The organism is Variovorax atrisoli 110B (assembly GCF_000382045.1).
In the GTDB taxonomy this organism is placed as follows: domain Bacteria; phylum Pseudomonadota; class Gammaproteobacteria; order Burkholderiales; family Burkholderiaceae_C; genus Variovorax; species Variovorax atrisoli.
Map to the genome: position 1 here is coordinate 623,949 of NZ_KB907450.1, position 26,500 is coordinate 650,448.

At 69.2% G+C, this 26,500-nt stretch carries 23 protein-coding genes; 17 read left to right on the forward strand and 6 right to left on the reverse strand.

Annotation, left to right across the window (positions count from 1 at the left end):
* Nucleotides 1-15: 15 nt before the first annotated feature.
* Genes G369_RS0103055 through fabG form a run of 8 tightly spaced genes read left to right on the forward strand, consistent with a single transcriptional unit; the run spans nt 16 to nt 8,609 of the window.
* Complete coding sequence (locus tag G369_RS0103055) at nt 16-1,731, forward strand: ApeI family dehydratase (RefSeq protein ID WP_019652502.1); 1,716 nt, start codon at nt 16-18, stop codon at nt 1,729-1,731.
* Nucleotides 1,728-2,759 (forward strand): lysophospholipid acyltransferase family protein, encoded by a 1,032-nt coding sequence (locus tag G369_RS0103060; RefSeq protein ID WP_019652503.1) that lies wholly within the window; start codon nt 1,728-1,730, stop codon nt 2,757-2,759. Before G369_RS0103055 ends, G369_RS0103060 begins: the two co-directional genes overlap by 4 nt.
* Entirely contained in the window at nt 2,731-3,375 is a 645-nt protein-coding gene (locus tag G369_RS0103065; protein WP_038113782.1) for a LolA-related protein, read from the forward strand. Before G369_RS0103060 ends, G369_RS0103065 begins: the two co-directional genes overlap by 29 nt.
* Complete coding sequence (locus G369_RS0103070) at nt 3,372-5,786, forward strand: MMPL family transporter (protein ID WP_019652505.1); 2,415 nt, start codon at nt 3,372-3,374, stop codon at nt 5,784-5,786. Before G369_RS0103065 ends, G369_RS0103070 begins: the two co-directional genes overlap by 4 nt.
* Before the next feature lie 20 nt (nt 5,787-5,806).
* Nucleotides 5,807-6,631 (forward strand): polysaccharide deacetylase family protein, encoded by an 825-nt coding sequence (locus G369_RS0103075; protein ID WP_026346169.1) that lies wholly within the window; start codon nt 5,807-5,809, stop codon nt 6,629-6,631.
* 8 nt (nt 6,632-6,639) lie between these two features.
* The gene (locus G369_RS0103080) at nt 6,640-7,398 is read left to right on the forward strand and encodes a class I SAM-dependent methyltransferase (protein WP_038113988.1); all 759 of its coding nucleotides are present in this window, start codon (nt 6,640-6,642) and stop codon (nt 7,396-7,398) included.
* Nucleotides 7,395-7,856, forward strand: a complete 462-nt coding sequence (locus tag G369_RS0103085) for a hotdog family protein (RefSeq protein ID WP_019652508.1) — start codon at nt 7,395-7,397, stop codon at nt 7,854-7,856. Before G369_RS0103080 ends, G369_RS0103085 begins: the two co-directional genes overlap by 4 nt.
* Nucleotides 7,857-7,877: 21 nt before the next feature.
* On the forward strand, nt 7,878-8,609 hold the full coding sequence (gene fabG, locus G369_RS0103090; RefSeq protein ID WP_019652509.1) for a 3-oxoacyl-ACP reductase FabG: 732 nt from the start codon (nt 7,878-7,880) through the stop codon (nt 8,607-8,609).
* Nucleotides 8,610-8,626: 17 nt separating this feature from the next.
* Here fabG and G369_RS0103095 read toward each other — a convergent pair whose 3' ends face one another.
* Together G369_RS0103095 and G369_RS0103100 are read right to left on the reverse strand one after the other, a co-directional pair.
* Nucleotides 8,627-9,319, reverse strand: a complete 693-nt coding sequence (locus G369_RS0103095) for a P-loop NTPase family protein (protein WP_019652510.1) — start codon at nt 9,317-9,319, stop codon at nt 8,627-8,629.
* A 128-nt stretch (nt 9,320-9,447) separates the two neighbouring features.
* Complete coding sequence (locus G369_RS0103100) at nt 9,448-10,230, reverse strand: hypothetical protein (RefSeq protein ID WP_019652511.1); 783 nt, start codon at nt 10,228-10,230, stop codon at nt 9,448-9,450.
* Nucleotides 10,231-10,344: 114 nt separating this feature from the next.
* Here G369_RS0103100 and smc point away from each other — a divergent pair, with 114 nt between their 5' ends.
* The 5 genes from smc (at nt 10,345) to def (ending at nt 18,211) form a co-directional block, all read left to right on the forward strand.
* Nucleotides 10,345-13,860, forward strand: coding sequence for a chromosome segregation protein SMC (gene smc, locus G369_RS0103105; protein WP_019652512.1), 3,516 nt, complete (start codon nt 10,345-10,347; stop codon nt 13,858-13,860).
* A gap of 18 nt (nt 13,861-13,878) precedes the next feature.
* The gene (locus G369_RS0103110; RefSeq protein ID WP_019652513.1) at nt 13,879-14,982 is read left to right on the forward strand and encodes a cell division protein ZipA C-terminal FtsZ-binding domain-containing protein; all 1,104 of its coding nucleotides are present in this window, start codon (nt 13,879-13,881) and stop codon (nt 14,980-14,982) included.
* A gap of 25 nt (nt 14,983-15,007) precedes the next feature.
* On the forward strand, nt 15,008-17,095 hold the full coding sequence (gene ligA, locus G369_RS0103115) for an NAD-dependent DNA ligase LigA (RefSeq protein WP_019652514.1): 2,088 nt from the start codon (nt 15,008-15,010) through the stop codon (nt 17,093-17,095).
* Nucleotides 17,096-17,221: 126 nt separating this feature from the next.
* Complete coding sequence (locus G369_RS37445) at nt 17,222-17,626, forward strand: hypothetical protein (protein ID WP_019652515.1); 405 nt, start codon at nt 17,222-17,224, stop codon at nt 17,624-17,626.
* Between the two features lie 45 nt (nt 17,627-17,671).
* On the forward strand, nt 17,672-18,211 hold the full coding sequence (gene def, locus G369_RS0103125; protein ID WP_019652516.1) for a peptide deformylase: 540 nt from the start codon (nt 17,672-17,674) through the stop codon (nt 18,209-18,211).
* Nucleotides 18,212-18,221: 10 nt separating this feature from the next.
* On the opposite strand, the gene G369_RS0103130 is transcribed toward def, so the two are convergent.
* Nucleotides 18,222-18,617 carry a DoxX family protein gene (locus tag G369_RS0103130; protein WP_019652517.1) on the reverse strand — a complete coding sequence of 132 codons (396 nt, stop codon included), beginning with the start codon at nt 18,615-18,617 and terminating at the stop codon, nt 18,222-18,224.
* 170 nt (nt 18,618-18,787) lie between these two features.
* On the opposite strand from G369_RS0103130, the gene G369_RS0103135 reads away from it, so the two are divergent.
* The 4 genes from G369_RS0103135 (at nt 18,788) to G369_RS0103150 (ending at nt 23,636) form a co-directional block, all read left to right on the forward strand.
* Nucleotides 18,788-19,822 (forward strand): amino acid ABC transporter substrate-binding protein, encoded by a 1,035-nt coding sequence (locus tag G369_RS0103135; protein ID WP_026346170.1) that lies wholly within the window; start codon nt 18,788-18,790, stop codon nt 19,820-19,822.
* Between the two features lie 123 nt (nt 19,823-19,945).
* Nucleotides 19,946-20,950 (forward strand): amino acid ABC transporter permease, encoded by a 1,005-nt coding sequence (locus tag G369_RS0103140; RefSeq protein WP_019652519.1) that lies wholly within the window; start codon nt 19,946-19,948, stop codon nt 20,948-20,950.
* Nucleotides 20,947-22,002 carry an amino acid ABC transporter permease gene (locus tag G369_RS0103145; protein WP_019652520.1) on the forward strand — a complete coding sequence of 352 codons (1,056 nt, stop codon included), beginning with the start codon at nt 20,947-20,949 and terminating at the stop codon, nt 22,000-22,002. The genes G369_RS0103140 and G369_RS0103145 overlap by 4 nt, the downstream gene beginning before the upstream one ends.
* 272 nt (nt 22,003-22,274) lie before the next feature.
* The gene (locus G369_RS0103150; RefSeq protein ID WP_019652522.1) at nt 22,275-23,636 is read left to right on the forward strand and encodes a homoserine dehydrogenase; all 1,362 of its coding nucleotides are present in this window, start codon (nt 22,275-22,277) and stop codon (nt 23,634-23,636) included.
* Between the two features lie 3 nt (nt 23,637-23,639).
* Here the strand turns inward: G369_RS0103150 and G369_RS0103155 are convergent, their stop codons facing one another.
* From G369_RS0103155 to G369_RS0103165, 3 genes are read right to left on the reverse strand one after another with little or no spacing between them, the layout of a single operon-like run.
* On the reverse strand, nt 23,640-24,038 hold the full coding sequence (locus tag G369_RS0103155; protein WP_019652523.1) for a PPC domain-containing DNA-binding protein: 399 nt from the start codon (nt 24,036-24,038) through the stop codon (nt 23,640-23,642).
* 6 nt (nt 24,039-24,044) lie between these two features.
* Nucleotides 24,045-25,700, reverse strand: a complete 1,656-nt coding sequence (pgm, locus tag G369_RS0103160) for a phosphoglucomutase (alpha-D-glucose-1,6-bisphosphate-dependent) (protein ID WP_019652524.1) — start codon at nt 25,698-25,700, stop codon at nt 24,045-24,047.
* The gene (locus tag G369_RS0103165; RefSeq protein ID WP_019652525.1) at nt 25,697-26,374 is read right to left on the reverse strand and encodes an HAD family hydrolase; all 678 of its coding nucleotides are present in this window, start codon (nt 26,372-26,374) and stop codon (nt 25,697-25,699) included. The genes pgm and G369_RS0103165 overlap by 4 nt, the downstream gene beginning before the upstream one ends.
* Nucleotides 26,375-26,500 lie beyond the last annotated feature (126 nt).

The window sequence follows — 26,500 nt, forward strand, 5'->3', positions numbered from 1 at the left end:
ACAGGCCCCGCCCGCGTGACGACAGACGACACCCGCTTCCTGCCACTGCTCGCGAACCGCGACCTCGACGCCCCTCTCGCATGGCGCGCGGGCGTTCCAGTGAGCGCTCGCCAGTTCCTGGCCGACGTGGCCCGCTTCGCTCCCACGCTTCCGCCCGAGGGCGACGCCGTCAATCTCTGCGGCGACCGCTATGCCTTCGCGGTGAGCCTCGGTGCCGCGCTGGTGCGCGGCCGCGCGAGCATGCTGCCGCCCGATGCGCGGCCCGACACCATCGCGCGGCTGCTCGAATCCCGTGGTTCGCCGCTTTTCGCGCACACCGACGCCTCGCACATCCAGACGCCGGGCATCGAGCGGCTGCTGCTCGAAGGACTGGCCGGTCCCGCGGGAGATGCCCCCGTGGACGTGCCGCGCATCGACGCAGGCATGCACGCCGCCAGCCTGCTGACCTCGGGCTCCACCGGCGTCCCCCAGCCGCACGCGAAGACCTGGCGCACGCTGGTGGGCGACGTGGCCGTGGCGGTCAAGCGCCTGTGCCGGGTGCTGGAACGCCCGAGCCTGGAGGGACTGACGCTGGTCGCCACCGTGCCTGTGCAGCACAGCTACGGGCTGGAGTCTTCGGTGCTGCTGGCGATGCTGGGCGGCGCGATCTTCGAGAGCGGCCGGCCTTTCTTCCCGGCCGACGTCGCGAAGACGCTGGCCTCGGTGCCGCGTCCGCGCGCGCTGGTGACCACGCCTTTCCACCTCAAGACGCTGCTGCTCTCGGGCATCGAGCTGCCGCCGGTCGACCTGATCCTGTCGGCCACCGCGCCGCTGTCGCCGCAGCTCGCGCTGCAGGCCGAGCAGGCGATGGGCGGTGTGCTGCTCGAGATCTACGGCAGCACCGAGTCGGGCCAGGTCGCCACGCGCCGCACCACCGACAACGAGATCTGGGAGACCTTCGGCGAGATCCGCGTGCACGCCGAGCCCTCGGCCGACGGCGGCCCCGAGCGCTTCGTCTTCAGCGGCGACTTCATGCCCGAGCCCACGCCCATGGCCGACGTGCTCGAGCTGCTGGACGACCGCCGCTTCCGCCTTTTCGGCCGTGCCAACGACCTGATCCATGTGGCCGGCCGGCGCAGCTCGCTGGCGCACCTGAACTTCCACCTCAACAGCATTCCGGGCGTGGACGACGGCGCCTTCTGGCTGCCCGACGAGGTGGCCGACGGCGTGGTGCGGCCGGTGGCCTTCGTGGTCGCGCCCACGCTGTCGGCGGGGCAGATCATCGCCGCGCTGCGCCAGCGGCTGGAGCCGGTCTTCGTGCCGCGCCGCGTGGTGCAGGTGAAGTCCTTCCCGCGCGAAGGCACGGGCAAGCTCACCGTGCGGGCGCTGCGCGAATTCGCGCTGGCGCAGCTGGCCGAGGACGACACGCCGGTCCAGATGGCGCATGCGGTGCCAGACGACCACCCCGTGTTCGCCGGGCACTTTCCGGGCCAGCCGCTGCTGCCGGGCGCGCTCGTGCTGGCCGAGGTGATGGAGGCCATCCGCCGCGTGCCGGCGCTGGTCGCGCGGCTGGGCGAGCATCCGACGCTGGCGGCCGCCAAGTTCCTCGCGCCCGTGCGCCCCGGCGCCGTGCTGTCGATCGAGCTGAATCCCGAGACCGGAGCCTCGCGCGGCGTGCGATTCGACGTTCGCTGCGACGGCGTGGTGGCTGTCACCGGCCGCTGGACCGGCGTGCCAGAGTCCGGCCGATGAAACACACCGACGTCGAGACGCGCGCCGTCGACGAGGCGGCACGCAACGGCCATGCGGAGGCCAGGGCCGAGCGTGGGGAACGCGGCGAGAGCGGCGACTGGGCGCGCGCGCCCGAGCGCAGCAACATGCTCGCGCTGCGCTTCATCGTGATGATGGGGCTGGTGTTCGGGCGGCACGTCACGCGGCTGCTGCTGCCGCCCATCGCCCTGTACTTCCTGCTCTTCGCGCCTGCGCCGCGCCGGCACATCAAGCGCTATCTGTTCCGTGCCATCGGGCCCAAGGCCGGGTGGCTCGACGGCTTCCGCCTGCTGCACGCTTTCGCGTCGACGGTGCTCGACCGCGTCTACTTCCTGCGCGGCCGCATGGATCTCTTCGACGTGAAGATCTCCGGCAACGAGCCGCTCGACGTCGAGCTGGCCAACGGCCGCGGCGCCTTCCTGCTCGGCGCCCATGTCGGCAGCTTCGAGGCGCTGGGCGCCTGCAAGCAGCAGACGCACCAGCGCCATTTGCGCCTGGCGATGCTGATGTATCCCGACAATGCGCGGCGCATCACCGGCATCCTCAACGCCATCGCGGTGCCCGAGCTGCGCCCGCACGTCATCGCCCTGGGCCGCCCGCACTCGATGCTGGAGCTTCGCGACTGGCTCGACGGTGGCGGCATGGGCGGCATGCTGGCCGACCGCACGCTGCCCGGCGGCGAGGACCAGCCCGCGCACCAGCGCGGCAACAACATCGTGCTGCCGTTCCTCGGGCAGCCCGCCGTCTTCAACGACGGTCCCTTCCGCCTTGCAGCACTGCTGCGCCGCAAGGTGTTCTTCATGGCGGGTCTCTACGGCGGAGGCGCGCGCTACGACGTCCGGTTCGATCCGCTGGCCGACTTCGGCGAGCGGTCGTCCAGCCCCGCGGAGCGCGAGCAGCGCATCCGCGCGGCTGTCGAGGCCTACGTCGCGCGCCTGGAGGCGATGTGCCGTGCGTACCCCTACAACTGGTTCAATTTCCATGATTTCTGGCTCGAAGATGCGGCTTGACCGGCTTTGCAGGGCAATGGTGCTCGCGCTGGCCTTCTGCGCCGTGCCTGCATGGGCGGCATTCGACCTGCCCGAGCTGATGACGCTGCTGGCCCGGCAGAAAAGCGGCGAGGCCCGCTTCACGGAACAGCGCTTCGTGCACGGCCTCGAAGGCCCGCTCGATGCCAGCGGCACGCTGAGCTTCGACGCGCCCGACAAGCTGGTGCGCCGTACCTTGTCGCCGCGCGTCGAGACCATGGCGGTCGAAGGCAACACGCTCACGCTCTCGCGCGGCGGGCGCAACCGGACGCTGGCGCTCGACAGCATGCCCGAGCTGCTCGGCCTGGTCGAAGCCATGCGCGGCACGCTGACGGGCGACGGCGCCACGCTGCAGCGCTACTTCCGCAGCACCGTGTCCGGCTCGGCCGCCAAGTGGACGCTCGACCTCACGCCGCTGGACAGCCGCCTCGCCGCGCAGGTGCGCAGCATGCGCATCAGCGGCCGTGCGAGCGACGTGCTGGGCCTTGAAATGGAATTCGTCGGCGGCGACCGCTCGGTCATGAACATCACGCCGGGCGCCGCCGCCCCAGGGCCCGCATCCGCGCCAGCCGGCGCGCCCGGACGCACCGCGCCGTGACGCAGCCGGGGCAGCTGCAGCAGGCGGGCGGACCGCCGGGCAGGGGGCGGAGGGCGGCCGTGCTGCTGGCATGGCTGCTGGTGCTGCTGTGCGGCGTGGTGGTGATCGCGCGCACGCAGATCGGCGCCGATCTTTCGGCCTTCCTTCCCAAGAGCCCCGACATGCGCCAGCGCGTGCTGATCGAGCAGCTGCAAAGCGGTGTCGCCTCGCGCACGCTGATGATGGGTTTCGAGGGCGGCAGCGCGGCGCAGCGGGCTTCGGTGTCCCGCGCGGTCGCGAAGGAGATGCGCGAGAGCAAGCTCTTCGAACTGGTCCAGAACGGAGACGTCAGCGACTGGAGCGACACCGGAACCTGGGTATTCGACCACCGGTATCAGCTTTCGCCCGGCGTGAATCCGGGGCACTTCACTCCGGAGGGCCTGCGCGACGCTATCACCGAGACCTTGTCGATGCTCGGTACGCCGGCCGGCAACGCGATCAAGCCGCTCCTCGACCGCGACCCGACCGGCGAGACGCAGCGCATCGCCATGGAACTGGTGCCCGCAAGTTCGCCGCGCAGCGAGGACGGGGTGTGGATGTCGCGCACCGCGCCGCGCGCACTGATGATCGCCACCACGCGCGCCGCCGGCAGCGACCTCGACGCTCAGGCCGTGGCCATCGCCCGTGTGCATTCCGCCTACGAGGCCGCGACGCGTGCCATGGGCGCCGAGGCCCCGAAGCTCCTGCTGAGCGGTCCGCCGGTGTTCTCGGTGATGAGCCGCGACAAGATCAAGACCGAAGCCATCCACCTCGCGGTGGTGGGCGGCATCGTGATGGGCGGGCTGCTGCTGCTGGCCTTCGCGTCGCCGCGCGCGCTGGTCATCGCCTTCCTGCCGGTGGCGACCGGCGTGGTGATCGGCACCGCGAGCGTGAGCCTGGTGTTAGGCTCGGTGCACGGGCTGACGCTGGGCTTCGGCAGCACGCTGATCGGCGAGACGGTCGACTACGCCATCTATTACCTGATCCAGGCGCGCCAGGTCGGCGCGGGTGCGGTTCCCGGTACCGGCTGGCGTCGCTGGCTCGACCAGAACTGGCCGACCGTGCGGCTGGGGCTGCTGACCTCGGTGTGCGGCTTCGCGGCGCTCGTGTTCTCCGGCTTTCCGGGGCTGGCGCAGCTGGGCGTTTTCTCCATCGCGGGCCTCGTCTCGGCCGCGCTGGCCACGCGCTACGTGCTGCCCGTGCTGGCACCCGATGGCGCCACGGGCATGGGCATGCGCCGCTACATGGCGCAGCTTGCCGGGGCGCTGGTGCGCGGCCTGCCGCGCCTGCGCTGGCCGCTGGCCGCGCTCGGCGTGGCCGCGCTGGCGCTGGTGCTGTGGCAGGGCGGCCACCTGTGGCGCGCCGACCTTGGCGCCATGAGCCCGGTTCCCAAGGCCTCCCAGCAGCTCGACGAGATGCTGCGCAACGACATCGGCGCGAGCGACGGCGGCGTGCTGGTGGTGGCCTTCGGCGACGACGAGCAGGCCGCGCTGCGCCACACCGAGGCCGCCGCCGCGAAGCTCGACGCACTGGTCGACAGCGGCGATCTGGTCGGCTACGAGACCGTCACCCGCGTGCTGCCGAGCCTGGAGGTCCAGTCGGCACGCCTCGCCGGCCTGCCGGACGCGCAGACCCTGCGCTCCAACCTCGCGGAGGCCACGAAGGGGCTGCCGCTGCCGGCATCGCGGCTGGAGCCGTTCGTGGCCGATGTGGAGGCCGCGCGCAAGCTGTCGCCGATACAGCGCGCCGAGCTGGCCGACGGGCCGCTGGGCGCGGTCCTGAATACGCTCATGTACCAGCGCCCCGGCGGCGGCTGGGGCACGCTGCTGGTGCTGCACCCGGGCGCGAAGTTCGACCAGGCCCGGCTCGAGGCCGCGCTGTCGGGCCTGCCCGAGGTGCAGGTGGTCGACGTCGGGCGAGAGCTCGCGAGCCTGTACCAGCGCTATCTGCACGAGGCCTTCGTGCAGGTGCTGCTCGGCGCGCTGGCGGTGGTGGTGCTGCTGGGCATCTATCTGCGCTCGTGGCGCCGGCTGCTGGCTGTTTGCCAGCCGCTGCTCTTCGCGGTGGTGCTCACGCTGGGCGGCATGGCCGTGCTGCAGGCGGCGCTCGGCATCCTTCACCTGGTCGGCCTGCTGCTGATCGTGGCGGTGGGCTCGAACTACGCGCTCTTCTTCGACCAGTTGCGCACCACCGGCACGGCCGACGAGGACACGCTGGCCTCGCTGATGCTGGCCAACCTGACGACGGTGGTGTCCTTCGGGCTGATCGCGATCTCGGACATTCCGGCGCTGTCGTCGATCGGCCGGGTGGTCGCGCCCGGTGCGCTGCTGGCGCTGCTGCTGTCGGCGGCGTTCGCGCGCAGCGTGGGGCCATCGCGGCCCGGGCGCGGCTGATCGGGGGAAAATCCGGTTCCATGTCTTCCGCTTCCGCGTCCACCAACGAATCCTGGCCCTGGCCGCCGGCCATCCGTGCCAGCGCGGCATGGCATGCGGCCGCCATCGGCGCGGGCGTGCTGGTGCCGGGCGCCTTGCCCTGGGCCATTGGCGCGATCGTGCTGAACCACGCGCTGATCACCGGCGCCGGACTCACGCCGCGCAGCAGCCTGCTGGGGCCCAACGTCACCCGGCTGCCAGAGGCGGCGGCGGCGCGGCGCGAAGTCGCCATCACCATCGACGACGGCCCCGAGCCCGAAGTCACGCCGCGCGTGCTCGACCTGCTCGACGCGCACGGCCAGCGCGCCACCTTCTTCTGCATCGCCGAGCGGGTGCTCACGCAGCCCGCGCTGGCCCGGGAGATCGTCGCGCGCGGCCACAGCATCCAGAACCACACGGCGCAGCACCGGCACAACTTCTCGTTCCTCGGGCCGCGCGGTTTCGCGGCCGAGATCGCACGGGCGCAGGACATCCTCGCCGACGTGATCGGCCAGCGCCCGACCTGCTTTCGCGCGCCGGCCGGCCTGCGCAACCCTTTCCTCGAACCCGTGCTGCACCGCCTGGGCCTCTCGCTCGTGAGCTGGACGCGGCGCGGCTTCGACACCCGCGAGGGCGACGCCGCCAAGGTGATGGCGCGCCTGAGCCGAAACCTGCAGGCGCGCGACATCCTGTTGCTGCACGACGGCAACGCCGCGCGCACCGCTGCGGGACAACCTGTTTTGCTGGAGGTATTGCCCTTGTTGCTCGAACGCCTGCGCGCCGATGGACTGCGCTCCGTGACCCTGCCGGAAGGGCTGAAGCCATGAACGCGGCGATGTCGCCTTCACTCTCCACCGAGGCCGCCTGGCGCGAACTGCACGAGGCCGCCACCGTCCCGTACAAGAAGGGCGGCAACTTCGCCTGGCATTTCGCGCGCGGCAAGCTCGGGCGCGACCCGGTGTTCCGCGGGCTGCTCGAGCGCCGTCTGTTCGGCGAGCAGCACCAGCGCGTGGTCGACATCGGCTGCGGACAGGGCCTGTTCGCGAGCCTGCTGGCCTCGATGAGCGCGATGCAGAAGCAGGGCCGCTGGCCGTCGTCGTGGGCGGCCACGCCGCACGGCGCCGACTACACCGGCATCGAGCTCATGCCCAAGGACGTGGCGCGCGCCGAGGCTTCCATCGGCCACCTGGAGCCGGCACCCCGGCTGGTCTGCGCCGACATGTGCAAGGCCGATCTGCCCGACTGCGATCTCGTCGTGATCCTCGACGTGCTGCACTACGTGAACCTCGAGGCGCAGGAAGGCGTGCTGCTGCGCGTGCGCGATGCGCTGCGCCGCGGCGGCAACCCGCACGCGCGGCTGCTGCTGCGCGTGGGCGACGCCTCCAGCCGCCGCGGCTTCGCCATCAGCCAGTGGGTGGACCGCACCGTCACCCGCATCCGCGGCCACAAGGTCTCGCCGACCTGGGGCCGTCCTCTGGCCGAGTGGACGGCGGTGCTCGACCGCCTGGGCTTCCGCGTGCAGAGCATTCCGATGAGCGAGGGCACTCCCTTCGCCAATGTTCTGCTGGTGGCCGACCTGGAGCCGGCTGCTTGACCGCGCCGCAGACGCTCGATCGCGCGGGCATCGCCCTGCGCATTCCGCACAGCGGCAGCATGTGCCTGCTGGAGCGGCTCGAAGGCTGGGACGCCGAATCGATCCGTTGCACCACCACCACCCATTCGCAGGCCGACAACCCGCTTCGCACCGAAAGCGGCCTGCTGGCGCCGAACGCGATCGAGTACGCAGCGCAGGCGATGGCCCTGCACGGCGGCCTGCTGGCGGAAGAGGGCAGCGCGCCTTCGGCCGGCTTTCTCGCGAGTGCGCGCAACGTGAAGCTTGCGGTGGCGCGGCTGGACGACGTGGCCGGCGCCCTGCAGATCGCGGCCCGGCGCCTCTCGGGCGACGACCGGCAGATCCTCTATGAATTCACGGTGCAGGCCGAGGATGGCCGCATGCTGGCCGAAGGCCGCGCCGTGGTGGTCCTGAATACGCCGCTCGCCGCGGCAGCATAAGAAAGAAAGCACGTCGTCGCCATGAGTCTCGAAGGAAAACGCGCCCTGATCACCGGCGCCAGCGGAGCGCTCGGCGCAGCCATGGCACAGCGCCTGGCGCGCGACGGCGCCACCGTGCTGCTGCATGCCAACTCGCGGCCCGAGGCGGTCGAGCAGCTGGCGGCAACGATCGCGGCCGCGGGCGGCAAGGCCGAATGCCATGTGTTCGACCTGAGCAGCGACGAGGCTTGCGCTGCAGCATGCGCTCGCATCCTCGAAGGAGGGGCGGTGCAGATCCTGGTCAACAACGCCGGCGTGCACGACGACGCCGTGCTGCCCGGCATGCGCGCCGAACAGTGGCACAAGGTGATCGACGTGTCGCTCAACGGCTTCTTCCGCGTCACGCAGCCGCTGCTGCTGCCGATGATGCGCACGCGCTGGGGCCGAATCCTGAACATCTCGTCGGTGGCCGCCATTGCCGGCAACCGGGGGCAGGTCAACTACGCGGCCGCCAAGGGCGCTCTCAACAGCGCGACCAAGGCGCTGTCGCTCGAAGTGGCCTCGCGCGGCGTGACCGTGAACGCCATCGCACCGGGGATCATCGCGTCGCCGATGGCGGATGCGGTGTTCGACCCCGCCGTCATCAACCAGATGGTGCCGGTCAAGCGCGCCGGAACGCCGCAGGAAGTGGCGGCGCTGGCCTCGTTCCTCGCGAGCGAGGAGGCCGGCTACATCACGGGGCAGGTGATCTCGATCAACGGCGGGATGATCTGAAGGCCCGGCGAGGCCTCTTACAGAGGCAAGGTGTCGAAGGCTGCGTAGGCCGTCGCCAGCCACGACTTCACGCGCTGGCGCTCCAGCAGGCCCAGCGCATGCGGTCCCTCGCGGTCGTTCACGGCTTTCCAGAAGCTGGTGTTCTGCGCGTCGATCTTGCGCATGCTCGCGTCGTGCAGGCGGGGCAGGGCGATCACGCGGGCGCCGTTGGCCGTGGCCTTCGACAGCGACTGCGATGCGAGCAGCATGCCGAAGTCGCTGCCGCGTCCGTAGTTCTGCACCACGATGTAGTTGGGACGGTTGCCGAAGGTGTCGATCAGCGTGCCGAGCAGGTCGGTCGAGTCCTTGCCGTCGTCCAGCACATGCCAGAAGTTGACGGTGACGCCGATCTCGGCGAAAACGTCGAATAGGTCGGATTCCTTGATCCAGCGCGCCAATGGCGCCAGCGTCTGTGCCGCGAGGTCGACGATCACGCTCTGCTGCGGGTTCGTCTCGAAGCCGTTGACCACGGTGTCGAGGCCCTCGAAGCTGTCGACCACCACCGGAGAGGCGAAGCCTTCGTAGAAGCGGGTGAAGGAGCTGTGCGAGCGATCGGTGTCGAAGCCGGTGAAGGGCCGGCTGTGATCGATGAAGTACTGGGCCAGCACCCGAGCGGTGACCGACTTGCCTACGCCGCCTTTTTCGCCGCCGATGAAATTGATGGAGCTCATGAATTGCTGCTGCCTCGAATGGGTTGAGGAGGGGAGGGCCGGGCCATTCTAGGGGCCGGCTTTCTCCTTCGATTCGTCGCCACTTGCGATCGCGTAACGGCTTGCAGCAAGAGGCGCGCCCGGTGGGCTCACTTGGGCACGAGCGTGAACAGGGGCATGACCACCCCCATCACCCAGTTCTGGCCGAAGTCGAGCGCCGCCCGACGGTATTTCTCGTCGGCCTGCGCGGCCAGCAGGTCGAGGCGTGCCACCACCTTGGAGAGTTCGCGATCGGCCACGAGGTTGCGGCCGCGGTCGCTGATCTCGGTGGCCAGCAGCAGGGGCTGGCCGTCGGGGCCGGTCTTGGAGGAGATGAGCCACAGCGAGATCTCGAAGTTGCGCGCGGCCCGGAAGCTGTTCTCGGCGTTGATGCCGTCGAGCATGGTCTGGTCCCAGGTGTCGCCGTTGGCCTGCTTGAGCATGGTGGCCCAGCCGTAGACCAGCGCGGCCACGCGATCGCCCTGGTAGCCCTGTGGGGTGGTGTCGAAGGCCATGCGGATGGCGTCGATGCCGCTGGCGCCCTTGAGCTCGGGCAGCGGCGGGCCCTTGAGCACCGCGTCCCAGGCGCGCTGGGTGGCTTCCTCCATGCTGGCAGCCGACTTTCGCCATTCGCGCGGGTTGCGCTTGTAGAGCGTGCTCTGCACCCGGCGTATCGACTGCAGGTTGTCGCGCAGCGAAAGGTTGGCGATGCGGTTGGCGCCGGACTGCAGCCACTCCTGGTTGCTGTAGGGTTCGGCGCGCTGGGTGTCGCGCACCGACGAACAGCCTGCAATGCCGAGCAGGGCGGCGAGCAGGACGGCGAGCGAGCCTGCCCTGCGCGCCGTGCGGCGGGCCCGGCGCGCGGCAAGGGGTGAAACCGGGGAATCGTGCATGCCCTGACGTTATCATCCAAGGCTGGGGCGGCGGCCTGCTGCAAGCTGCGGGCCCGTGCAATTTTCCTTACAAATCAATACCTTGGCGCTACTGCCAAGGCAGGCCGACAAGTCGTGCGTCTTAATTCCATCAAGCTATCGGGCTTCAAGTCGTTCGCCGAACCCACCAACTTCATGCTGCCGGGCCAACTGGTGGGCGTTGTCGGGCCCAACGGTTGCGGCAAGTCGAACATCATGGATGCGGTGCGCTGGGTGCTCGGCGAATCGCGCGCCTCGGAGCTTCGCGGCGAGTCGATGCAGGACGTGATCTTCAACGGCACGACCACCCGAAAGCAGGCCAGCCGTTCGAGCGTGGAACTGGTGTTCGACAACGCCGACCACCGTGCCGGCGGCCAATGGAACCAGTTCGGCGAAATCGCGGTGCGGCGCGTGCTCACCCGCGACGGCACCAGCAGCTACTACATCAACAACCAGCCGGTGCGCCGCCGCGACGTCCAGGACGTGTTCCTGGGCACCGGCCTCGGCCCCCGCGCCTACGCCATCATCGGCCAGGGCACGATCAGCCGGATCATCGAATCCAAGCCCGAGGAGCTGCGCCTCTTCCTCGAAGAAGCCGCCGGCGTCTCCAAGTACAAGGAGCGCCGCCGCGAGACCGAGAACCGCCTGGGCGACACGCGCGAGAACCTCACGCGCGTCGAGGACATCCTTCGCGAACTCAACGCCAACCTCGAGAAGCTCGAGAAGCAGGCCGAGGTGGCCGCGCGCTACAACGCGCTGCAGGGCGACGCCACGAAGAAGCAGCACCAGCTGTGGTTCCTCAAGCGCAGCGAGAGCAATGCCGACCAGGCGAAGATCAAGGCCGATTCGGAGCGCGCCATCAACGACCTCGAATCGCGCATGGCCGACCTGCGCCACGTCGAGGCCGAGCTCGAGACCGTGCGGCAGGCCCACTACGGTGCCGGTGACCTGGTCAACCAGGCACAGGGCAAGCTCTACGAAGCCAGCGCCGAAGTCGGCCGGCTCGAGGGCGAGATCCGCTTCGTGGTCGAGGGCCGCCAGCGCGTCGAGCAGCGCCTCGTCCAGCTGCGCGAACAGATGGGCCAGTGGGGCCGCCGCCGCGAGGAGGCCGAAGCCGAGATCGAGACCCTGGCCGGCGCCGGCGTCGATGCCGAGGAGCAGGCCATCATGCTGGCCGCCCAGCTCGAGGAGCACGACGCGCGCATGCCCGAGCTCGAAGAGGCCGTGCAGCGCGCACAGGACGAGGCCAACACTCAGCGCACGACCGTGTCGCAGGTGCAGCAGCAGATCCAGGTGCTGGCCGCCGACCAGCGCAACATCGAGGAGCAGAGCCGCCAGCTGATGCAGCGCAGCGAACGCCTGCGCGCCGACCAGAACGCCCTGGCCGCGCCCGACGAAGCGCGCCTGCTCGACATGCAGGAGCAGTACGCCATGGCGCAGGAGGCGGCGAGCGAATCCGACGCGCGCCTGCAGGAACTGCTCGAAGCCGTGCCGCAGCTCGACGACGACCGCCGCACGAAGCAGCAGGCCGTCAACACCGAGGGCGCCCGCCATGCCGAGTTCTCAGCCCGCCTGGAGGCGTTGCGCGCCCTGCAGGAAAAGGTCAAGACCGACGGCAAGCTGGCCCCCTGGCTCGCCAAGCACGGCCTCGAAGGCCTGCAGGGCCTGTGGAGCCGCATCCACATCGAGCAGGGCTGGGAGAACGCGCTCGAGGCCGCGCTGCGCGAGCGCCTGGGCGCGCTCGAGGTCAGCCGGCTGGAGATGGTCCGCGCTTTCGGCAACGATGCGCCGCCTGCCAAGCTGGCCTTCTACAGCCCGCCGGCCGCAGGCGTGCCCGAGGGTTCGGCAACGCTGCCGCGCCTGTCGAGCCTGCTGCGCCTGAACGATGCCGGTCAGCAGGCGCTGCTGAGCGACTGGCTGCACGGCTGCTACACCGCCGCGAGCTTCGAGGAGGCGCTGGCCCAGCGTGGCTCGCTGCAGCCGGGCGAGGTCATTTACGTGCAGAGCGGCCATGCCGTCTCAGCGCACAGCGTCAACTTCTACGCACCCGATTCCGAGCAGGCTGGCCTGCTGGCGCGCCAGCAGGAAATGGAAAACCTGGAGCGCCAGCTGCGCGCCCAGACGCTCATCACCGAGGAAGCGCGCACCGCGCTGGTCCGTGCCGAAGCCGCCTATGCCGATGCTGCCTCGCGCCTCGTCACCGCCCGGCGCGAAGCGGCCGAAACCCAGTCGCGCGCGCACGAACTGCAGGTCGAGACGCTGCGCATGACGCAGCTGGCCGAGCAGACCCGTGCCCGCAGCCAGCAGCTGGCCGCCGACATCGGCGAAGTCGACGCACAACTCGAGGAACTGCAGGAACGGCGCATCGCCGCCGAGGGCCGCTTCGAGGAACTCGACATGCAGCTGGCCGATGCCCAGGAGCGCCACGCCGAGCTCGACGAACGCGTGATCGAGGCCAACCGTGCGCTGGCCGCAAGCCGCGAGCAGCACCGCAGTCTCGAACGCCAGGCGCAGGAAGCCACTTTCTCGCAGCGCACGCTCGAAGCCCGCCGCGCCGAACTCAACCGCTCCATCGAGACCGCCGCGCAGCAGACCGTGGCGCTGACCGACGAGGACGAGCGCGCCCGCGCGGAACTGGGCCGCCTGTCCGATGCGGCCGCGCAGGCCGGCCTGCAGGATGCGCTCGCGCTCAAGCTCGAACGCGAGACTGCGCTGGGCGCGGCGCGCAGCCAGTACGACGACCTCACGCTCAAGCTGCGCGCGAGCGACGAGCGACGCCTGCAGCTCGAGCGCGAGCTCGACCCGCTGCGCCAGCGCATCACCGAGTTCCAGCTCAAGGAGCAGGCAGCGCGCCTGGGCGTCGAGCAGTACCAGCAGCTGCTGGACGACGCCGGCGCCGACCTCGAGGCGATCGAGAAGTCGATCGAGACCGACAAGGTGCGGCTCACCGGCCTGCAAGGCGAGATCGACCGCCTCAACCGCGAGGTGGCGGCGCTCGGCGCGGTGAACCTGGCGGCCCTGGACGAACTCGCCATTGCCAGCGAGCGCAAGACCTTCCTCGACGCGCAGTCGGCCGACCTGAACGAAGCCATCGGCACGCTGGAAGACGCCATCCGCAAGATCGACGCCGAGACGCGCGACCTGCTTGGCGGCACCTTCAAGATCGTCAACGAGCACTTCAGCCGCATGTTCCCGGAGCTCTTCGGCGGCGGCAACGCCAAGCTCATGATGACCGGCGACGAAATTCTCGACTCCGGCGTGCAGGTGATGGCCCAGCCTCCCGGCAAGAAGAACCAGACCATCCACCTGCTGTCGGGCGGCGAGAAGGCGCTCACGGCCATCGCGCTCGTGTTCGCCATCTTCCAGCTGAACCCGGCGCCTTTCTGTTTGCTCGACGAAGTGGACGCGCCGCTGGACGACGCCAACACCGAGCGCTATGCCAAACTCGTCTCCGCCATGAGCCGCGAAACCCAGTTCCTCTTCATCAGCCACAACAAGATCGCCATGGAAATGGCCGAGCAGCTGATCGGCGTGACGATGCAGGAGCAGGGCGTCTCGCGCATCGTGGCGGTCGACATGGAGTCGGCTGTGTCCATGGTCGAAGCCGCATAAGCGGGGCGGCAACGATCCATGAGCAATCTCACACTCGCCCTGGCAATCTTCGGCGGCCTCGTTCTCGCGGCCGTCATCGGCTACGAGGCCATGATGTCGCGCCGCAATGCGCCGCGGCAACCCGATGCGGTCGACGTCGCGCTCGATGAAGCCGAGCGTGCGCTTGCCGCGGGCGGCGACGGCGTGGAGCCGGTGCTGAACGACGATCCGAACAAGGTGCAGGGCTCCGACCGGCACGAGCCGCTGTTCGACCCCGATCTTCCTGCGCCCAGCAGCGCGGCCGTGCCCCCGGTCGAGCGCCGGGGTGGGCTCGATCCGCTGATCGACGTGATCGCGCCGATCTCGCTGGATGGCCTGGCCTCGGGCGATGCCGCGCTCGCCGCGATGCCGCCCACGCGCCGTGCGGGCAGCAAGCCGGTGGCCATCGAGGGCCTGAACGAACACACCGGGCAATGGGAGCCGCCCGTGGCCGGCCAGCGCTACAGCGCCTTCCAGGTCGGCGTGCAGCTGGCCAACCGCACGGGCGCGCTCAACGAGATCGAGTACTCCGAGTTCGTGGTCAAGGCCCAGGCCTTTGCCGATGCAGTCAACGGAGCCCCGGAATTTCCCGAGATGCTCGACGAGGTGGCGCGGGCCCGCGAGCTCGACCAGTTCGCCAGCGCGCACGATGCGCAGCTGGGCTTCGTCCTGCGTGCGCTGCATGCGGCCTGGAGCCCGGGCTACGTGCAGCAGAACGCCGCGCGGCTGGGCTTCGTGGCGGGCATCATCCCGGGGCGCATGGTGCTACCGGCCAGCGAAGCCGGCCTGCCGCCGATCCTCGGCCTGGCCTTCGACACGCAGGCTGCGCTGGCCGACGACCCGGCCCAGTCGGCCATCCGCGAACTCAGCCTGAGCCTGGACGTGCCGCAGGTCGACCGTGCAGAGGAACCTTTCCGCCGCATGCGCGAAGCCGCCGCCACCCTGGCTCGCGAGATGGACGGCGTGGTCACCGACAGCGACGGCCAACTGCTGCGCGACGAGACCATGGACGTCATCGGCGCCGATCTCGAACAGCTCTACGACACGCTCGACGGGCGCGACCTTGCCGCGGGTTCCCCGCTGGCGCGGCGACTCTTCAGCTGATTTCGATTCCTCCTCGGGAGACACCATGACGACGCGCGACGAAGCGGCACGCGAAGCCGCCGCACTGAGCGAACAGCTCCACCGGCACGCCCATCTCTACTACGTGCTCGACGCGCCGGAGCTGCCGGATGCGGAGTACGACAAGCTCTTCCAGCGCCTGCAGGCCATCGAGGCCGAGTTTCCCGATCTGCGCACGCCCGATTCGCCGACCCAGCGCGTCGGCGGCAAGGTGCTCGAAGGCTTCGTCAAGGTGCGCCACAAGGTGCCGATGCTGTCGATCCGTACCGAGACCGACATCACGCCCGGCGGCGCGAGCGCCTTCGATGCGCGCGTGCGCCGCGAACTGGGCCTCGCCGAGGACGGCCCGCAGGTCGGCTACGTCTGCGAACTGAAGTTCGACGGCCTTGCCATGAACCTGCGCTACGAGAACGGCGTGCTGGTGCAGGCGGCCACGCGCGGCGACGGCGAGGTGGGCGAGGACGTCACGCAGAACATCCGCACGGTGCGCGAGATCCCGCTGCGCCTCAAGGGCAAGGCGCCGCCGGTGGTCGAGGTGCGCGGCGAGGTCTACATGAAGCGCGCGGACTTCGACGCGCTCAACGAGCGCCAGCGCCAGAAGATCGCGGACGGGCAGAAGAACGAGAAGGTGTTCGTCAATCCGCGCAACGCGGCGGCCGGCGCTGTGCGCCAGCTCGATCCCGCCATCGCCGCGGCGCGGCCGCTGAGCTTCTTTGCCTATGGGTTGGGCGAGGTGACGCCCGCCGCCGAAGGCGGGCCCGACTGGCCCACGCAGTTCGACTGGCTGCAGCAGTTCCACGAATGGGGCTTCCCGGTCGCCACGCAGACGGCCCGTGCCACAGGCGCTATCGAACTCATAGCGTTCCACGAGAACATCGGCCGCCAGCGAGATGCCTTGCCCTACGACATCGACGGCGTGGTCTACAAGGTCGACAGCATCGAGCTGCAGCGGCAGCTGGGCTTCGTCTCGCGCGAGCCGCGCTGGGCCGTGGCCCACAAGTACCCCGCCCAGGAGCAGCTGACCGAGGTGGTCGGCATCGAGATCCAGGTCGGGCGCACCGGCAAGCTCACGCCTGTGGCCAAGCTTGCGCCGGTGTTCGTCGGCGGGGTGACGGTGACGAACGCCACGCTGCACAACGAGGACGAGGCGCGCCGCAAGGACGTGCGCGTGGGCGACACGGTGATCGTGCGCCGCGCCGGAGACGTGATTCCCGAAGTGGTCGGCGTGGCGCCGGAGAGCCTGGCCAAGCCCGACGATCAGCGCGGCCCAGTCTTCACGATGCCGCGCAAGTGCCCGGTCTGCGGCTCAGAGGCGGTTCGCGAGGAGGGCGAGGTCGACTATCGCTGCACGGGAGGGCTGTTCTGCGCGGCGCAGCGCAAGGAGGCCATCCTGCATTTCGCGGCGCGTCGCGCGGTGGATGTCGACGGGCTCGGCGACAAGCTGGTCGAGCAGCTCGTGGATTCGAACCTGATCCGGACCTTGCCCGATCTCTACAAGCTGGGCTTTGCCACGCTGGCGGGCCTGGACCGCATGGCGGAGAAGTCGGCGAAGAACCTCGTCGATGCGCTGGAGGCCTCGAAGAAGACCACGCTGCCGCGCTTCCTGTTCGGGCTGGGCATCCGGCATGTGGGCGAGAGCACCGCAAAGGACCTGGCCAAGCACTTCGGCAAGCTGGACTCGATCATGGACGCGACCGAGGAGCAGCTGCTCGAGGTGAACGACGTAGGCCCGGTGGTGGCGCAGAGCCTGCGCACCTTCTTCGACCAGCCGCACAACCGCGAGGTGGTCGAGCAGCTGCGTGCCTGCGGCCTGACCTGGGAAGAGGGCGAGCCGGCCGCCCGGGCGCCGAAGCCGCTGGCGGGGCTGACCTTCGTCATCACCGGCACCCTTCCTACGCTGAGCCGCGACGAAGCAAAGGATAAATTGGAGGCGGCGGGCGCCAAGGTGTCCGGTTCGGTCAGCAAGAAGACCCACTACCTGGTGGCGGGCGAAGAGGCCGGGAGCAAGCTCGAGAAGGCGCGCGAGGCCGGTGTGGAGATCATCGACGAGGCGCGTATGCTGGAGATTCTTGCCAACGGCGTTCCGGCGGCTTGAGTCGTCGGGCGGCAGGGACGCCGACCGGCCTCTTTACCGGCCGTTACGCTGCTTCATCGCAGCGCAGTCAACAGGGTCTACAACCTGACGTTGAAAGCTAATTGAAGGCCACAAGGAGAGTCCCTCATGACCAAAATTCGAGTTCTCGGTGCCTGTGCCGCCATCGGTGGCGTTGCGCTGCTTACCGGCTGCGTCGGCGTTCCAGCCGATCCCTACTACGGCGGGGGCTATTCGTCGGGGCCTTACTACAGCGAGCCCGCGCCCGTGGTGGTGCCGGCGCCGGTCTACATCAACGGCGGCGGCTACTACGAGCGGCGTCCGCGCTATTACGACAGGCCCTATTACGACCGGCCGGCCTATCCGGTCCGCCCGCCTGCCTGGGGTGGTGGTGGCCGCCCAGTGGCTCCGCCTGTGGTGGTGCCGCCTCGTCCGCCCATCGCGGGTGGCGGCCCGGGCTCTATCCCGACCCCGCCTCGCGGCAACGCGCGACTCTGGACTTCGCCCGACTCGAAGAACCAGACCCCTCCCTGATCCCCTCCGGAGGATGGAGTTCGGAGCCATCGCGATAATCCCGCCATGGCCATCCGCGAAATCCTGAAAATGGGCGACCCCCGGCTGCTGCGCATCGCACAGCCGGTGGCCGCATTCGATACCGACGAACTGCACATGCTGGTGCGAGACATGTTCGAGACCATGCATGCGGTCAATGGAGCCGGTCTTGCCGCGCCGCAGATCGGCGTCGACCAGCAGCTCGTGATCTTCGGCACCGATGTCGTGAATCCGCGCTATCCCGATGCACCACCGGTGCCGCGCACCGTGCTGCTGAACCCTGTCATCACACCCTTGGGCGATGAAGAGGAAGAGGGCTGGGAAGGGTGCCTGTCGGTGCCGGGGCTGCGCGGCGTGGTGCCGCGCTTCGCCAGCATCCGCTATACGGGTTTCGACCCCTACGGTGAACCCATCGATCGGGTCGCCACGGGTTTTCATGCGCGCGTGGTGCAGCATGAGGTCGATCACCTGCTGGGCAAGCTCTACCCGATGCGGGTTCGCGATTTCTCGCGATTCGGCTACACCGAGGTCCTGTTTCCGGGCCTCGATGCTGCCGACGACGATTGAGCCCGCCGGCTCAGTTGTACTTGCTGCTCAGCGCGAAGCGGCCGCCGCCCATGAAGGCGAGGCCGAGCGCTGCGGCCAGGAACATGCCCTGCAGTTCCAGCGCCCATCCGCCTTGCTTGCCCAGTGCGCCCAGTTCCTTCGTGTGGACCAGCGCGATCGCCACCACCATGTTGATGGCAACGATCCAGGCTGCGGGCCGCGTGTAGAGGCCGACGATCAGCAGCACCGGCGCCACCACCTCCCCGATATAGACCAGATAGGCCAATGCGCCCGGCAGCCCGTGCTGGGCCAGCATGCCCGAGATGAAGCCGACGCCGCCTTGCAGCTTGGCGATGCCATGCAGGAGGATCAGCACGCCGAGAGAAACGCGCAGGATGAACTTGCCGGTGTCGTCGGATTTGACCATTGTGTGGATTCCCATTGAGTGGTTGGTGAAGGGCCGTATGGTAGTGACCCTGCGGCGCTTCCAGCCAGCCCGTCGAGGCGCATATGCATTCAACCCGGAGTTCTTTGGCAGAGTCAGCCGTCGGCCCGTACACTGCCTTTTGCTTACCGTTGTTGAGGAGAACACCAATGATGAACAAACCATTCCGGCCGGCGCTGCTCGCGGGCGCCTGCCTCGCAGCCCTGGCCTTTGCCGCCCCGGCCTTCGCCGGCAAGACGCTCGATGCAGTCAAGCAGCGCGGCACCGTCAAGTGCGGCGTGACCAACGGCGTTGCCGGCTTCTCGGCACCCGACACGCAGGGCAACTGGTCGGGCCTGGACGTCGACACCTGCCGCGCCATCGCGGCTGCCGTGCTCGGCGACGGCAAGAAGGTCGACTTCGTCCCGCTCAACTCGCAACAGCGCTTCTCGGCCCTGCAGGCCGGCGAGATCGACATCCTCGCGCGCAACACCACCTGGACGCTCACCCGCGACGCCTCGCTGGGCTTCAACTTCACCACCATCACCTACTACGACGGCCAGGGCTTCCTGGTGCCCAAGAAGCTCAAGGTGACGAGCGCCAAGCAGCTCAAGAACGCGACCATCTGCACCCAGTCGGGCACGACCAACGAGAAGAACGTGTCGGACTACTTCCGTGCGCAGGGCATTCCCGTGAAGACGGTGGTGTTCGAGAGCTTCGAGGCCTCGTTCAAGGCCTTCTTCTCGGGCCGCTGCCAGGCCTTCACGACGGACGCCTCGGCGCTGGCCGGCCTGCGCAACAAGGAAGCGACCAATCCCGACGACTACGTCATCCTGCCCGAACTGATCTCCAAGGAGCCGCTGGCGCCGCTGGTGCGCCGCGGCGACGACGAGTGGTTCGCCATCGCCAAGTGGGTGCCCAACGCGCTCATCGAGGCCGAGGAGTTCGGCATCACGCAGGCCAACGCGGACGAGCTCAAGGCCAGCAGCAAGGACCCGGCGCAGCAGCGCCTGCTCGGTTCCGGTGAAGACCTCGGCAAGCTGCTGGGCCTGGACAAGGACTGGTCGTTCCGCGCCATCAAGGCCGTGGGCAACTACGGCGAGATCTTCGAGCGCAACGTCGGCCCGAAGTCGGTCCTGAAGCTGCCGCGCGGCTCCAACAACCTGTGGAGCAAGGGCGGCCTGATCTACGCCCCCCCGGTGAGATAAGAGCTCTCCAGGCTTCGCGCACTTCGTGTCGCTTCGCCAATCCCGTCGCCGGGCGCAACACCAGCGGCCCGGCGCGGCCGGTTCCGCGGTGTTCCTGGCATTGGACCGCTTCTCCACCACGCAATGACTATCCGTAAAAGCGCTGCTCCTTCGTCATCGCGCGGGGTCTGGCTGGCATGGGCCGTCCAGGCCCTGCTGGTGCTGGCCGTGGTGGCCGGAGCGGTCTGGGTGGTTCACCATGCGCTCGAGGTGCTGCGCGCACGCGGCGTGCGTTCGGGCTTCGACTTTCTCACCGAGCCTGCCGGCTTCTCGATCAGCGAAGGCTGGCTCGACTTCGATGCCAGCCAGCCCTTCTGGCGCGCCTTCCTTGCGGGCCTGATCAATACGGTGCGCGCGGCAGTGCCCGCAGCCATCTTCTCTGTCGTGCTGGGCACGCTGATCGGCATCGGCCGGCTCGCGCCGCATGTGCTGCTGCGCGGCATCTGCACCGCTTATGTCGAGCTGGTGCGCAACGTGCCGCTGCTGGTCCAGCTGCTGATGCTGGCTTTCGCGATGGCAAACCTGTTGCCCGATCCGACGGAGCCGGTGCGGCTCCTGCCGGGTGTGTGGCTGAGCAAGGGCGGCCTCAGCGTGCCGTGGCCGATGATGGGCGAGGGCGGCCTGCATTTCGAGCTTCCCGAGCGCGGTGATTTCGGCGTGAGCGGCGGCGCGGCGCTCAGTCCCGAGTACGTGACCATCGTCGCCGGCCTGAGCCTGTATTCGGCCGCCTTCGTGGCCGAGATCGTGCGGGCGGGCATTCTTTCCGTACCGCAGGGGCAGGTGCTGGCCGGGCAGGCGCTGGGGCTCTCGCCGGTGCAGCAGCTGCGCATCGTGGTGCTGCCGCAGGCGCTTCGGGTGATCGTGCCGTCGCTCACCAACCAGTTGCTGAGCCTCACCAAGAACTCGTCGCTGGCGGTGGCCGTGGGCTATCCGGAACTGGTGTCGGTGGCCAACACCACGATCGGTACGAACGGCCGGGCCTTCGAGTGCATCGCGATCATCATGGCGGTCTACCTGCTGCTGTCGCTGCTGATCTCCTTCGGCATGAACCGCTACAACGCGCGCGTCGCATTGCGGGGCTGGCGATGAGGAACGCCGCGCAAGGGCCGATCGCATGGCGCAGCGAGCTCTGGGGTTCGCCGATGCGCGCGCTGGCGACGCTGCTGCTGCTGGCGCTCTTCGCGTGGATCGGCTTCCACGTCGTCGAATGGGGCATCGTGCACGCGGTGTTCCGGCCTGACGCCGAGGCCTGCCGCGCCGCGCAGCACGGCGCCTGCTGGGGCGTGGTGGCCGAGAAGTGGCGGCCGATGCTCTTCGGGCGCTTTCCGTACGAGGAGCAGTGGCGTCCCGCCGTCGCGGTGGTCGTGTTGTCGGCAGTGACCATGCTCAGCGCCTGGCCGCGCAGTTGGCGCTGGTGGCTGGTGCCGCTGTGGGTCGTTGCGCTGCTGCTCTTCGTGCTGCTGATGCGTGGCGGCGTACTGGGCCTGAGCCATGTGCCCACCGGGCGATGGGGCGGCCTGCCGCTGACCATCGGGCTCGCGGTGGTGGGGCTGGCGCTGGCCTTTCCGCTGGCACTGCTGCTGGCTCTGGGGCGGCGCTCCGGCTGGCCGGTGGTGCGCACCCTGTGCGCGAGCTACATCGAACTGGTGCGCGGCGTGCCGCTGATCTCGGTGCTGTTCATGGCCTCGTTCCTGCTGCCGCTGCTTTGGCCGGCCGGATGGCAGCCCGATGTGCTGGTGCGCGTGCTCGCGGGCCTCGCGCTCTTCGTGGCCGCCTATCTCGCGGAGATCATCCGGGGCGGCCTGCAGGCCGTGCCGCGCGGGCAGACCGAAGTGGCGATGGCGCTGGGCTTCGGCCGCTGGCCGGTGCAGCGCGACATCGTGCTGCCGCAGGCGCTGCGCCTCGTCGTGCCCGCGCTGACCAACAACGTGGTCGGCACGCTGAAGGACACCTCGCTGGTCACCGTGGTCGGCCTCTTCGAGCTGACGGGCGCGCTGGGGCTGGCGCTGGGCGGCGACCCGACCTGGCGGCCGTTCTACCTCGAGGGCTACCTTTTCGTGGCCGCGGTCTACTGGGTGCTGTGCTTCGGGCTCTCGCGCTACAGCGTATGGCTCGAAAAGCGGCTGTCGGCCGCACCCTGACCGGGACGCTGCCCGGGTCCTGTACACTCCGAGGCTTCATGTCGAGCCAACGCTTCCCCTTCGCATCCTTCGCAGCCCCCATGGGCCGCATGATGCCGCCTGCCTCCGCGCAGGCGATGGTCGTTGCTCGAATGATTACCACCATTACCACCGCGGCCACCTGAGCACGCGCAGGTGGCCGTTCCGGCAGCCACCTGGTGTATCGCTCTCTCCCCCGAACGAATGAACCCAGCTCTGGCAGCTGGGTTTTGTTTTTTCGTCAGGAGTTGTCCATGTACCGCGATCCCGTTGAATCCCTAGAGCCCTTGCACCACCGCCAGGCGGCCATCCGTACCCTGCGCGTCGGGATGATCGGCATCGGCACCGTCGGCTCGGGCACTTTCCGCGTGCTGGCGCGCAACCGTGCCGACATCGCGGCGCGGGCCGGCCGGTCCATCGAACTGGTGATGGTCGCCGCGCGCAACCTGGAGCGCGCGGCCGGCATCGTGGGAGACAGCGTCGCGCTGACGGCCGACGCGATGCACGTCGCCACGCATCCCGACGTCGACGTGGTGGTGGAAGTGGCCGGCGGCACCGGACCTGCGCGCGACTGGGTGCTGGCCGCCATTGCGCACGGCAAGCACGTGGTCACGGCCAACAAGGCGCTGCTGGCGGTACACGGCGCCGAAATCTTCGCGGCTGCGCGCGAGAAGGGCGTGATCGTGGCCTATGAAGGCGCGGTGGCCGTCAGCATCCCGATCATCAAGGCGCTGCGCGAAGGCCTTGCCGCCAACCGCATCGAATGGGTGGCCGGCATCATCAACGGCACCACCAATTTCATCCTGAGCAAGATGCGCGACGAGGGCCTGGACTTCGCCGCCGCACTCGCGCAGGCCCAGGCGCTGGGCTACGCCGAGGCCGACCCCAGCTTCGACATCGAGGGCATCGACGCGGCCCACAAGCTGACCCTGCTGGCCGCCAACGCCTTCGGCATGCCGCTTCGCTTCGCAGACGCGCAGGTCGAGGGCATCACCGCGCTGCAGGGCGTGGATGTGGCCTGCGCCGAGCAACTGGGCTACCGCATCAAGCTGCTGGGCGTCGCGCGCCGGCAGGCGGCCGGGGTCGAACTGCGCGTGCAGCCTGTGCTCGTGCCTGCCGCGCACCTGATGGCGCAGGTGAACGGTTCGATGAATGCCGTCATGGTGAAGAGCGACGCGGCCGGACTCACGATGTACTACGGCGCGGGCGCCGGCTCGGAACAGACCGCTTCTGCCGTGATCGCCGACCTTGTCGACGTGGCCCGGCTCGACGGTGTCCATGCCGCGCAGCATGTGCCGCACCTCGGCGTCCATGCGCATGCGACCAATGCGCTGGCCGTGCTGCCGCGCGCAGCCGTCTACACCTCGCACTACCTGCGCGTGCCGGTGCATGCGCTCGATCAGATCCAGGCGATCGCCGCCGGCCTCGCCGAGCGGAAAGTGCCGGTGCACCAGGTCGCGCTGGCGGCCGAACGGCCCGGGGTGGGACCTCAGGTGCTGGTGCTGACCGGCCCGGTGGAGCAGGGCGCGCTCGACCTGGCCGTGCATGCGCTGCAGGCGCGCGCCGAGGTGGCGGGGCCGGTCAGCACGCTGCGTGTGGAGTCGCTGGAAGGCTGAGCTTCAGGGCTTCCGGCGCGGGCTCAGTTCGGCATAGCCGGTGAGCGGATCGTGCGTTCGCGCGAACTGCCACTCCGGCAGCACGGCGACGAGGATCTCGGCCGTGGTCCGCACGACGCAGCCCGGCGCCGCGTGCCCGCCGAAGACGCGGCCCTCGGCGTCCGACACGCTGATGTGCAGGTGCGATCCGTCCGGCGACAGGCTGCCCGCCAGCGTGAGGATCTCCAGCTCGCCCTCGATGCGAGCCGGCGTCGGCGCCCCCGCGAAACGGATGCTCGCCCCGTTCAGGCTGCCGATGCCCGAGACGATGAATGCCGCTTCACTGCCGCTCGCAGCCAGGGCCGAGTCGAGCGACGCACGCAGGTCGTCGCCCGGGTTCAGCCGCAGCACCAGCGTCCGCATGCGGCTTCAGTTCCCCGCGAGCGCGCCGTCCACCACGTGCTGCGCTTCTTCGAGGATTTGCGCGAGATGCTCCTCGCCCTTGAAGCTCTCGCCGTAGATCTTGTAGATGTTCTCCGTGCCCGAGGGGCGCGCGGCGAACCAGCCATTCGCGGTGACAACCTTCACGCCGCCGATGGCCGCGCCGTTGCCCGGCGCATGGCTCAGCACCTCGACGATCCTGTCGCCCGCCAGCTCGGTCGACCGGATCTGCTGCGGCGACAGGCTCGACAGCCGCTTCTTCTGCTCGACCGTCGCCGGAGCGTCCACCCGGTTCGAGACCGGCCTGCCCAGCGCCTGCGTCAGCTCGGCATAGCGCTCGCCCGGGTCGCGTCCGGTGCGCGCGGCGATCTCGGCGGAGAGCAGGGCGGGCACCATGCCGTCCTTGTCGGTGGTCCACACCGAGCCGTCCTTGCGCAGGAAGGTCGCGCCTGCGCTTTCCTCGCCACCGAAGGCCAGCGAGGCATCGACCAGCCCGTCGACGAACCACTTGAAGCCCACCGGCACCTCGTGCAGCCTGCGTCCGAGCCGGCTGGCGACGCGGTCGATCATCTGGCTGCTCACCACCGTCTTGCCGATGGCCGCCTGCGCGGGCCAGTTCGGCCGGTGCGTGTAGAGGTAGTCGATCATCACCGCGAGGTAGCTGTTCGGCTGCATCAGGCCGGTGCTGCCGGCGACGACGCCGTGGCGGTCGTGGTCGGTGTCGCAGGCGAAGGCGATGCCGAAGCGGTCCTTCAGCTCGATCAGCTTGTGCATCGCGTCTGGCGACGACGGGTCCATGCGGATGCGGCCGTCCCAGTCGAGCGACATGAAGCGGAAGGTCGGGTCGACCTCGCGGCTGAGCACGTTCAGGCGCTTGAGCTTGTAGCGCTCGGCGATGGCCGGCCAGTAGCGCACGCCGGCGCCGCCGAGCGGGTCGACCCCCAGGTCGATGTTCACGTCGCGGATGGCATCCATGTCGAGCACCTGGGCCAGGTCCTCGACGTAGGTGTTCAGGTAGTCGTGGCGGTGCGTGGTCGAAGCGCGCAGCGCCTGCGCGAGCGGCATGCGCTTCACGCCTTCGAGGCCGTTCGCCAGCATTTTGTTGGCGGCTGCCTCGACGGCCGAGGTGATGTCGGTGCCGGCCGGGCCGCCGTTGGGCGGGTTGTACTTGAAGCCGCCGCTCTCGGGCGGGTTGTGCGAGGGGGTGATGACGATGCCGTCGGCCAGCCCCGTGGTGCGGCCGCGGTTGTAGACCAGGATCGCGTGCGACACGGCCGGCGTGGGCGTGTACTCGTCGTCCTTCGAGATCATCAGCTCCACGCCGTTGGCTGCCAGCACCTCGACCGCGCTGCCGAAGGCCGGCGTCGAAAGGGCGTGCGTGTCGATGCCGAGGAAGAGCGGCCCGTCGATGCCCTTCTGCCTGCGGTAGTCGCAGATGGCCTGGCTGATCGCCAGCACATGCCATTCGTTGAAGGCATCGTCGAAGGAGGAGCCCCGGTGCCCCGAGGTGCCGAAGGCCACGCGCTGCGCGGGCACCGCAGGGTCGGGCCGGCCTGTGTAGTAGGCCGAGACCAGGCGCGGCACGTCGACCAGCAGTTCGATGGGTGCGGGCTTGCCCGCCAGGGGATTGCTTGCTTGGCTCATGTCGATGGGAAGTCGAAGTTGATGAGATCCGAGATGCGCTCGACGGTGATGTCGGCGGGTGCGTAGGCTGCGTTGGCCGCGGTGTCGAGCGCATAGTGGCCCTGCCGCACGAAGACCGTTGTAAGACGCGGTCCCCAGATGGCTTTCATGGCCGAGAGGATGCGCAGCTTGTCGTCGATCATCACGTAGTGCCGCGCGGGATGGTGGTGCTCGACGACGTCGAGCATCTCTTCCTTGTGCACGTAGATCAGCACGCGGCCCTCCGTGGCCTCCCACAGGCCCGAGCGCTGCACCTTGCGCGGCTGCAGCACCACGTCGCCGTCCGAGAGGATCACCGTGGGGCCGTGGCGGCGCAGGTGCTTCAGCGTCTCGTGCACGCCGGGATAGAGCCTGTCGGCGAAGGGGTAGTCGGTGACGAATTCCGAGATCCGCAGCAGCCGCGCATCGCTCATGCCTTCGCGGCTTTCGCTGGTGCGAAAGAGCTGCAGCGCGCCGAGGTAGTCGACGTAGCCCAGGGAGTCGCGAAGCTGCTCGAAGCCGACCCAGTAGCGGCTCGCGCTTTCGGCGCCGAAGGCCTCGTCGAGGCGTGCGTGGAGGTCGGCGATGAAGCGGTCGTTGTCGAGCAGCGTGTTGTCGACGTCGATCAGGAAAACCGTGGCAGGAGGCTGTGTCATGGGGATGGGGCCGAGAGGGCTCGGCCGGGTACTGCACGCGTTGCTTTCAGCATAGCGCCCGAATGCGATGCCGGATCGCGGCCGCGTGATTTAGTTGATGGTTCGCTGCTCGCTGGCTTAACCTTT

Excerpts from the sequence above, each read along its gene's own strand:
- G369_RS0103150 (WP_019652522.1), top strand. The coding sequence starts at position 22,275 with ATGTACCGCGATCCCGTTGAATCCCTAGAGCCCTTGCACCACCGCCAG.
- G369_RS0103075 (WP_026346169.1), top strand. The coding sequence starts at position 5,807 with ATGTCTTCCGCTTCCGCGTCCACCAACGAATCCTGGCCCTGGCCGCCG.
- G369_RS0103110 (WP_019652513.1), top strand. The coding sequence starts at position 13,879 with ATGAGCAATCTCACACTCGCCCTGGCAATCTTCGGCGGCCTCGTTCTC.
- G369_RS0103095 (WP_019652510.1), bottom strand. The coding sequence starts at position 9,319 with ATGAGCTCCATCAATTTCATCGGCGGCGAAAAAGGCGGCGTAGGCAAG.
- def (WP_019652516.1), top strand. The coding sequence starts at position 17,672 with ATGGCCATCCGCGAAATCCTGAAAATGGGCGACCCCCGGCTGCTGCGC.
- G369_RS0103140 (WP_019652519.1), top strand. The coding sequence starts at position 19,946 with ATGACTATCCGTAAAAGCGCTGCTCCTTCGTCATCGCGCGGGGTCTGG.
- fabG (WP_019652509.1), top strand. The coding sequence starts at position 7,878 with ATGAGTCTCGAAGGAAAACGCGCCCTGATCACCGGCGCCAGCGGAGCG.
- pgm (WP_019652524.1), bottom strand. The coding sequence starts at position 25,700 with ATGAGCCAAGCAAGCAATCCCCTGGCGGGCAAGCCCGCACCCATCGAA.
- G369_RS0103155 (WP_019652523.1), bottom strand. The coding sequence starts at position 24,038 with ATGCGGACGCTGGTGCTGCGGCTGAACCCGGGCGACGACCTGCGTGCG.
- G369_RS0103060 (WP_019652503.1), top strand. The coding sequence starts at position 1,728 with ATGAAACACACCGACGTCGAGACGCGCGCCGTCGACGAGGCGGCACGC.
- G369_RS0103145 (WP_019652520.1), top strand. The coding sequence starts at position 20,947 with ATGAGGAACGCCGCGCAAGGGCCGATCGCATGGCGCAGCGAGCTCTGG.
- G369_RS0103130 (WP_019652517.1), bottom strand. The coding sequence starts at position 18,617 with ATGGTCAAATCCGACGACACCGGCAAGTTCATCCTGCGCGTTTCTCTC.
- ligA (WP_019652514.1), top strand. The coding sequence starts at position 15,008 with ATGACGACGCGCGACGAAGCGGCACGCGAAGCCGCCGCACTGAGCGAA.
- G369_RS0103165 (WP_019652525.1), bottom strand. The coding sequence starts at position 26,374 with ATGACACAGCCTCCTGCCACGGTTTTCCTGATCGACGTCGACAACACG.
- G369_RS37445 (WP_019652515.1), top strand. The coding sequence starts at position 17,222 with ATGACCAAAATTCGAGTTCTCGGTGCCTGTGCCGCCATCGGTGGCGTT.
- G369_RS0103080 (WP_038113988.1), top strand. The coding sequence starts at position 6,640 with ATGTCGCCTTCACTCTCCACCGAGGCCGCCTGGCGCGAACTGCACGAG.
- G369_RS0103135 (WP_026346170.1), top strand. The coding sequence starts at position 18,788 with ATGAACAAACCATTCCGGCCGGCGCTGCTCGCGGGCGCCTGCCTCGCA.
- G369_RS0103065 (WP_038113782.1), top strand. The coding sequence starts at position 2,731 with ATGATTTCTGGCTCGAAGATGCGGCTTGACCGGCTTTGCAGGGCAATG.
- G369_RS0103100 (WP_019652511.1), bottom strand. The coding sequence starts at position 10,230 with ATGCACGATTCCCCGGTTTCACCCCTTGCCGCGCGCCGGGCCCGCCGC.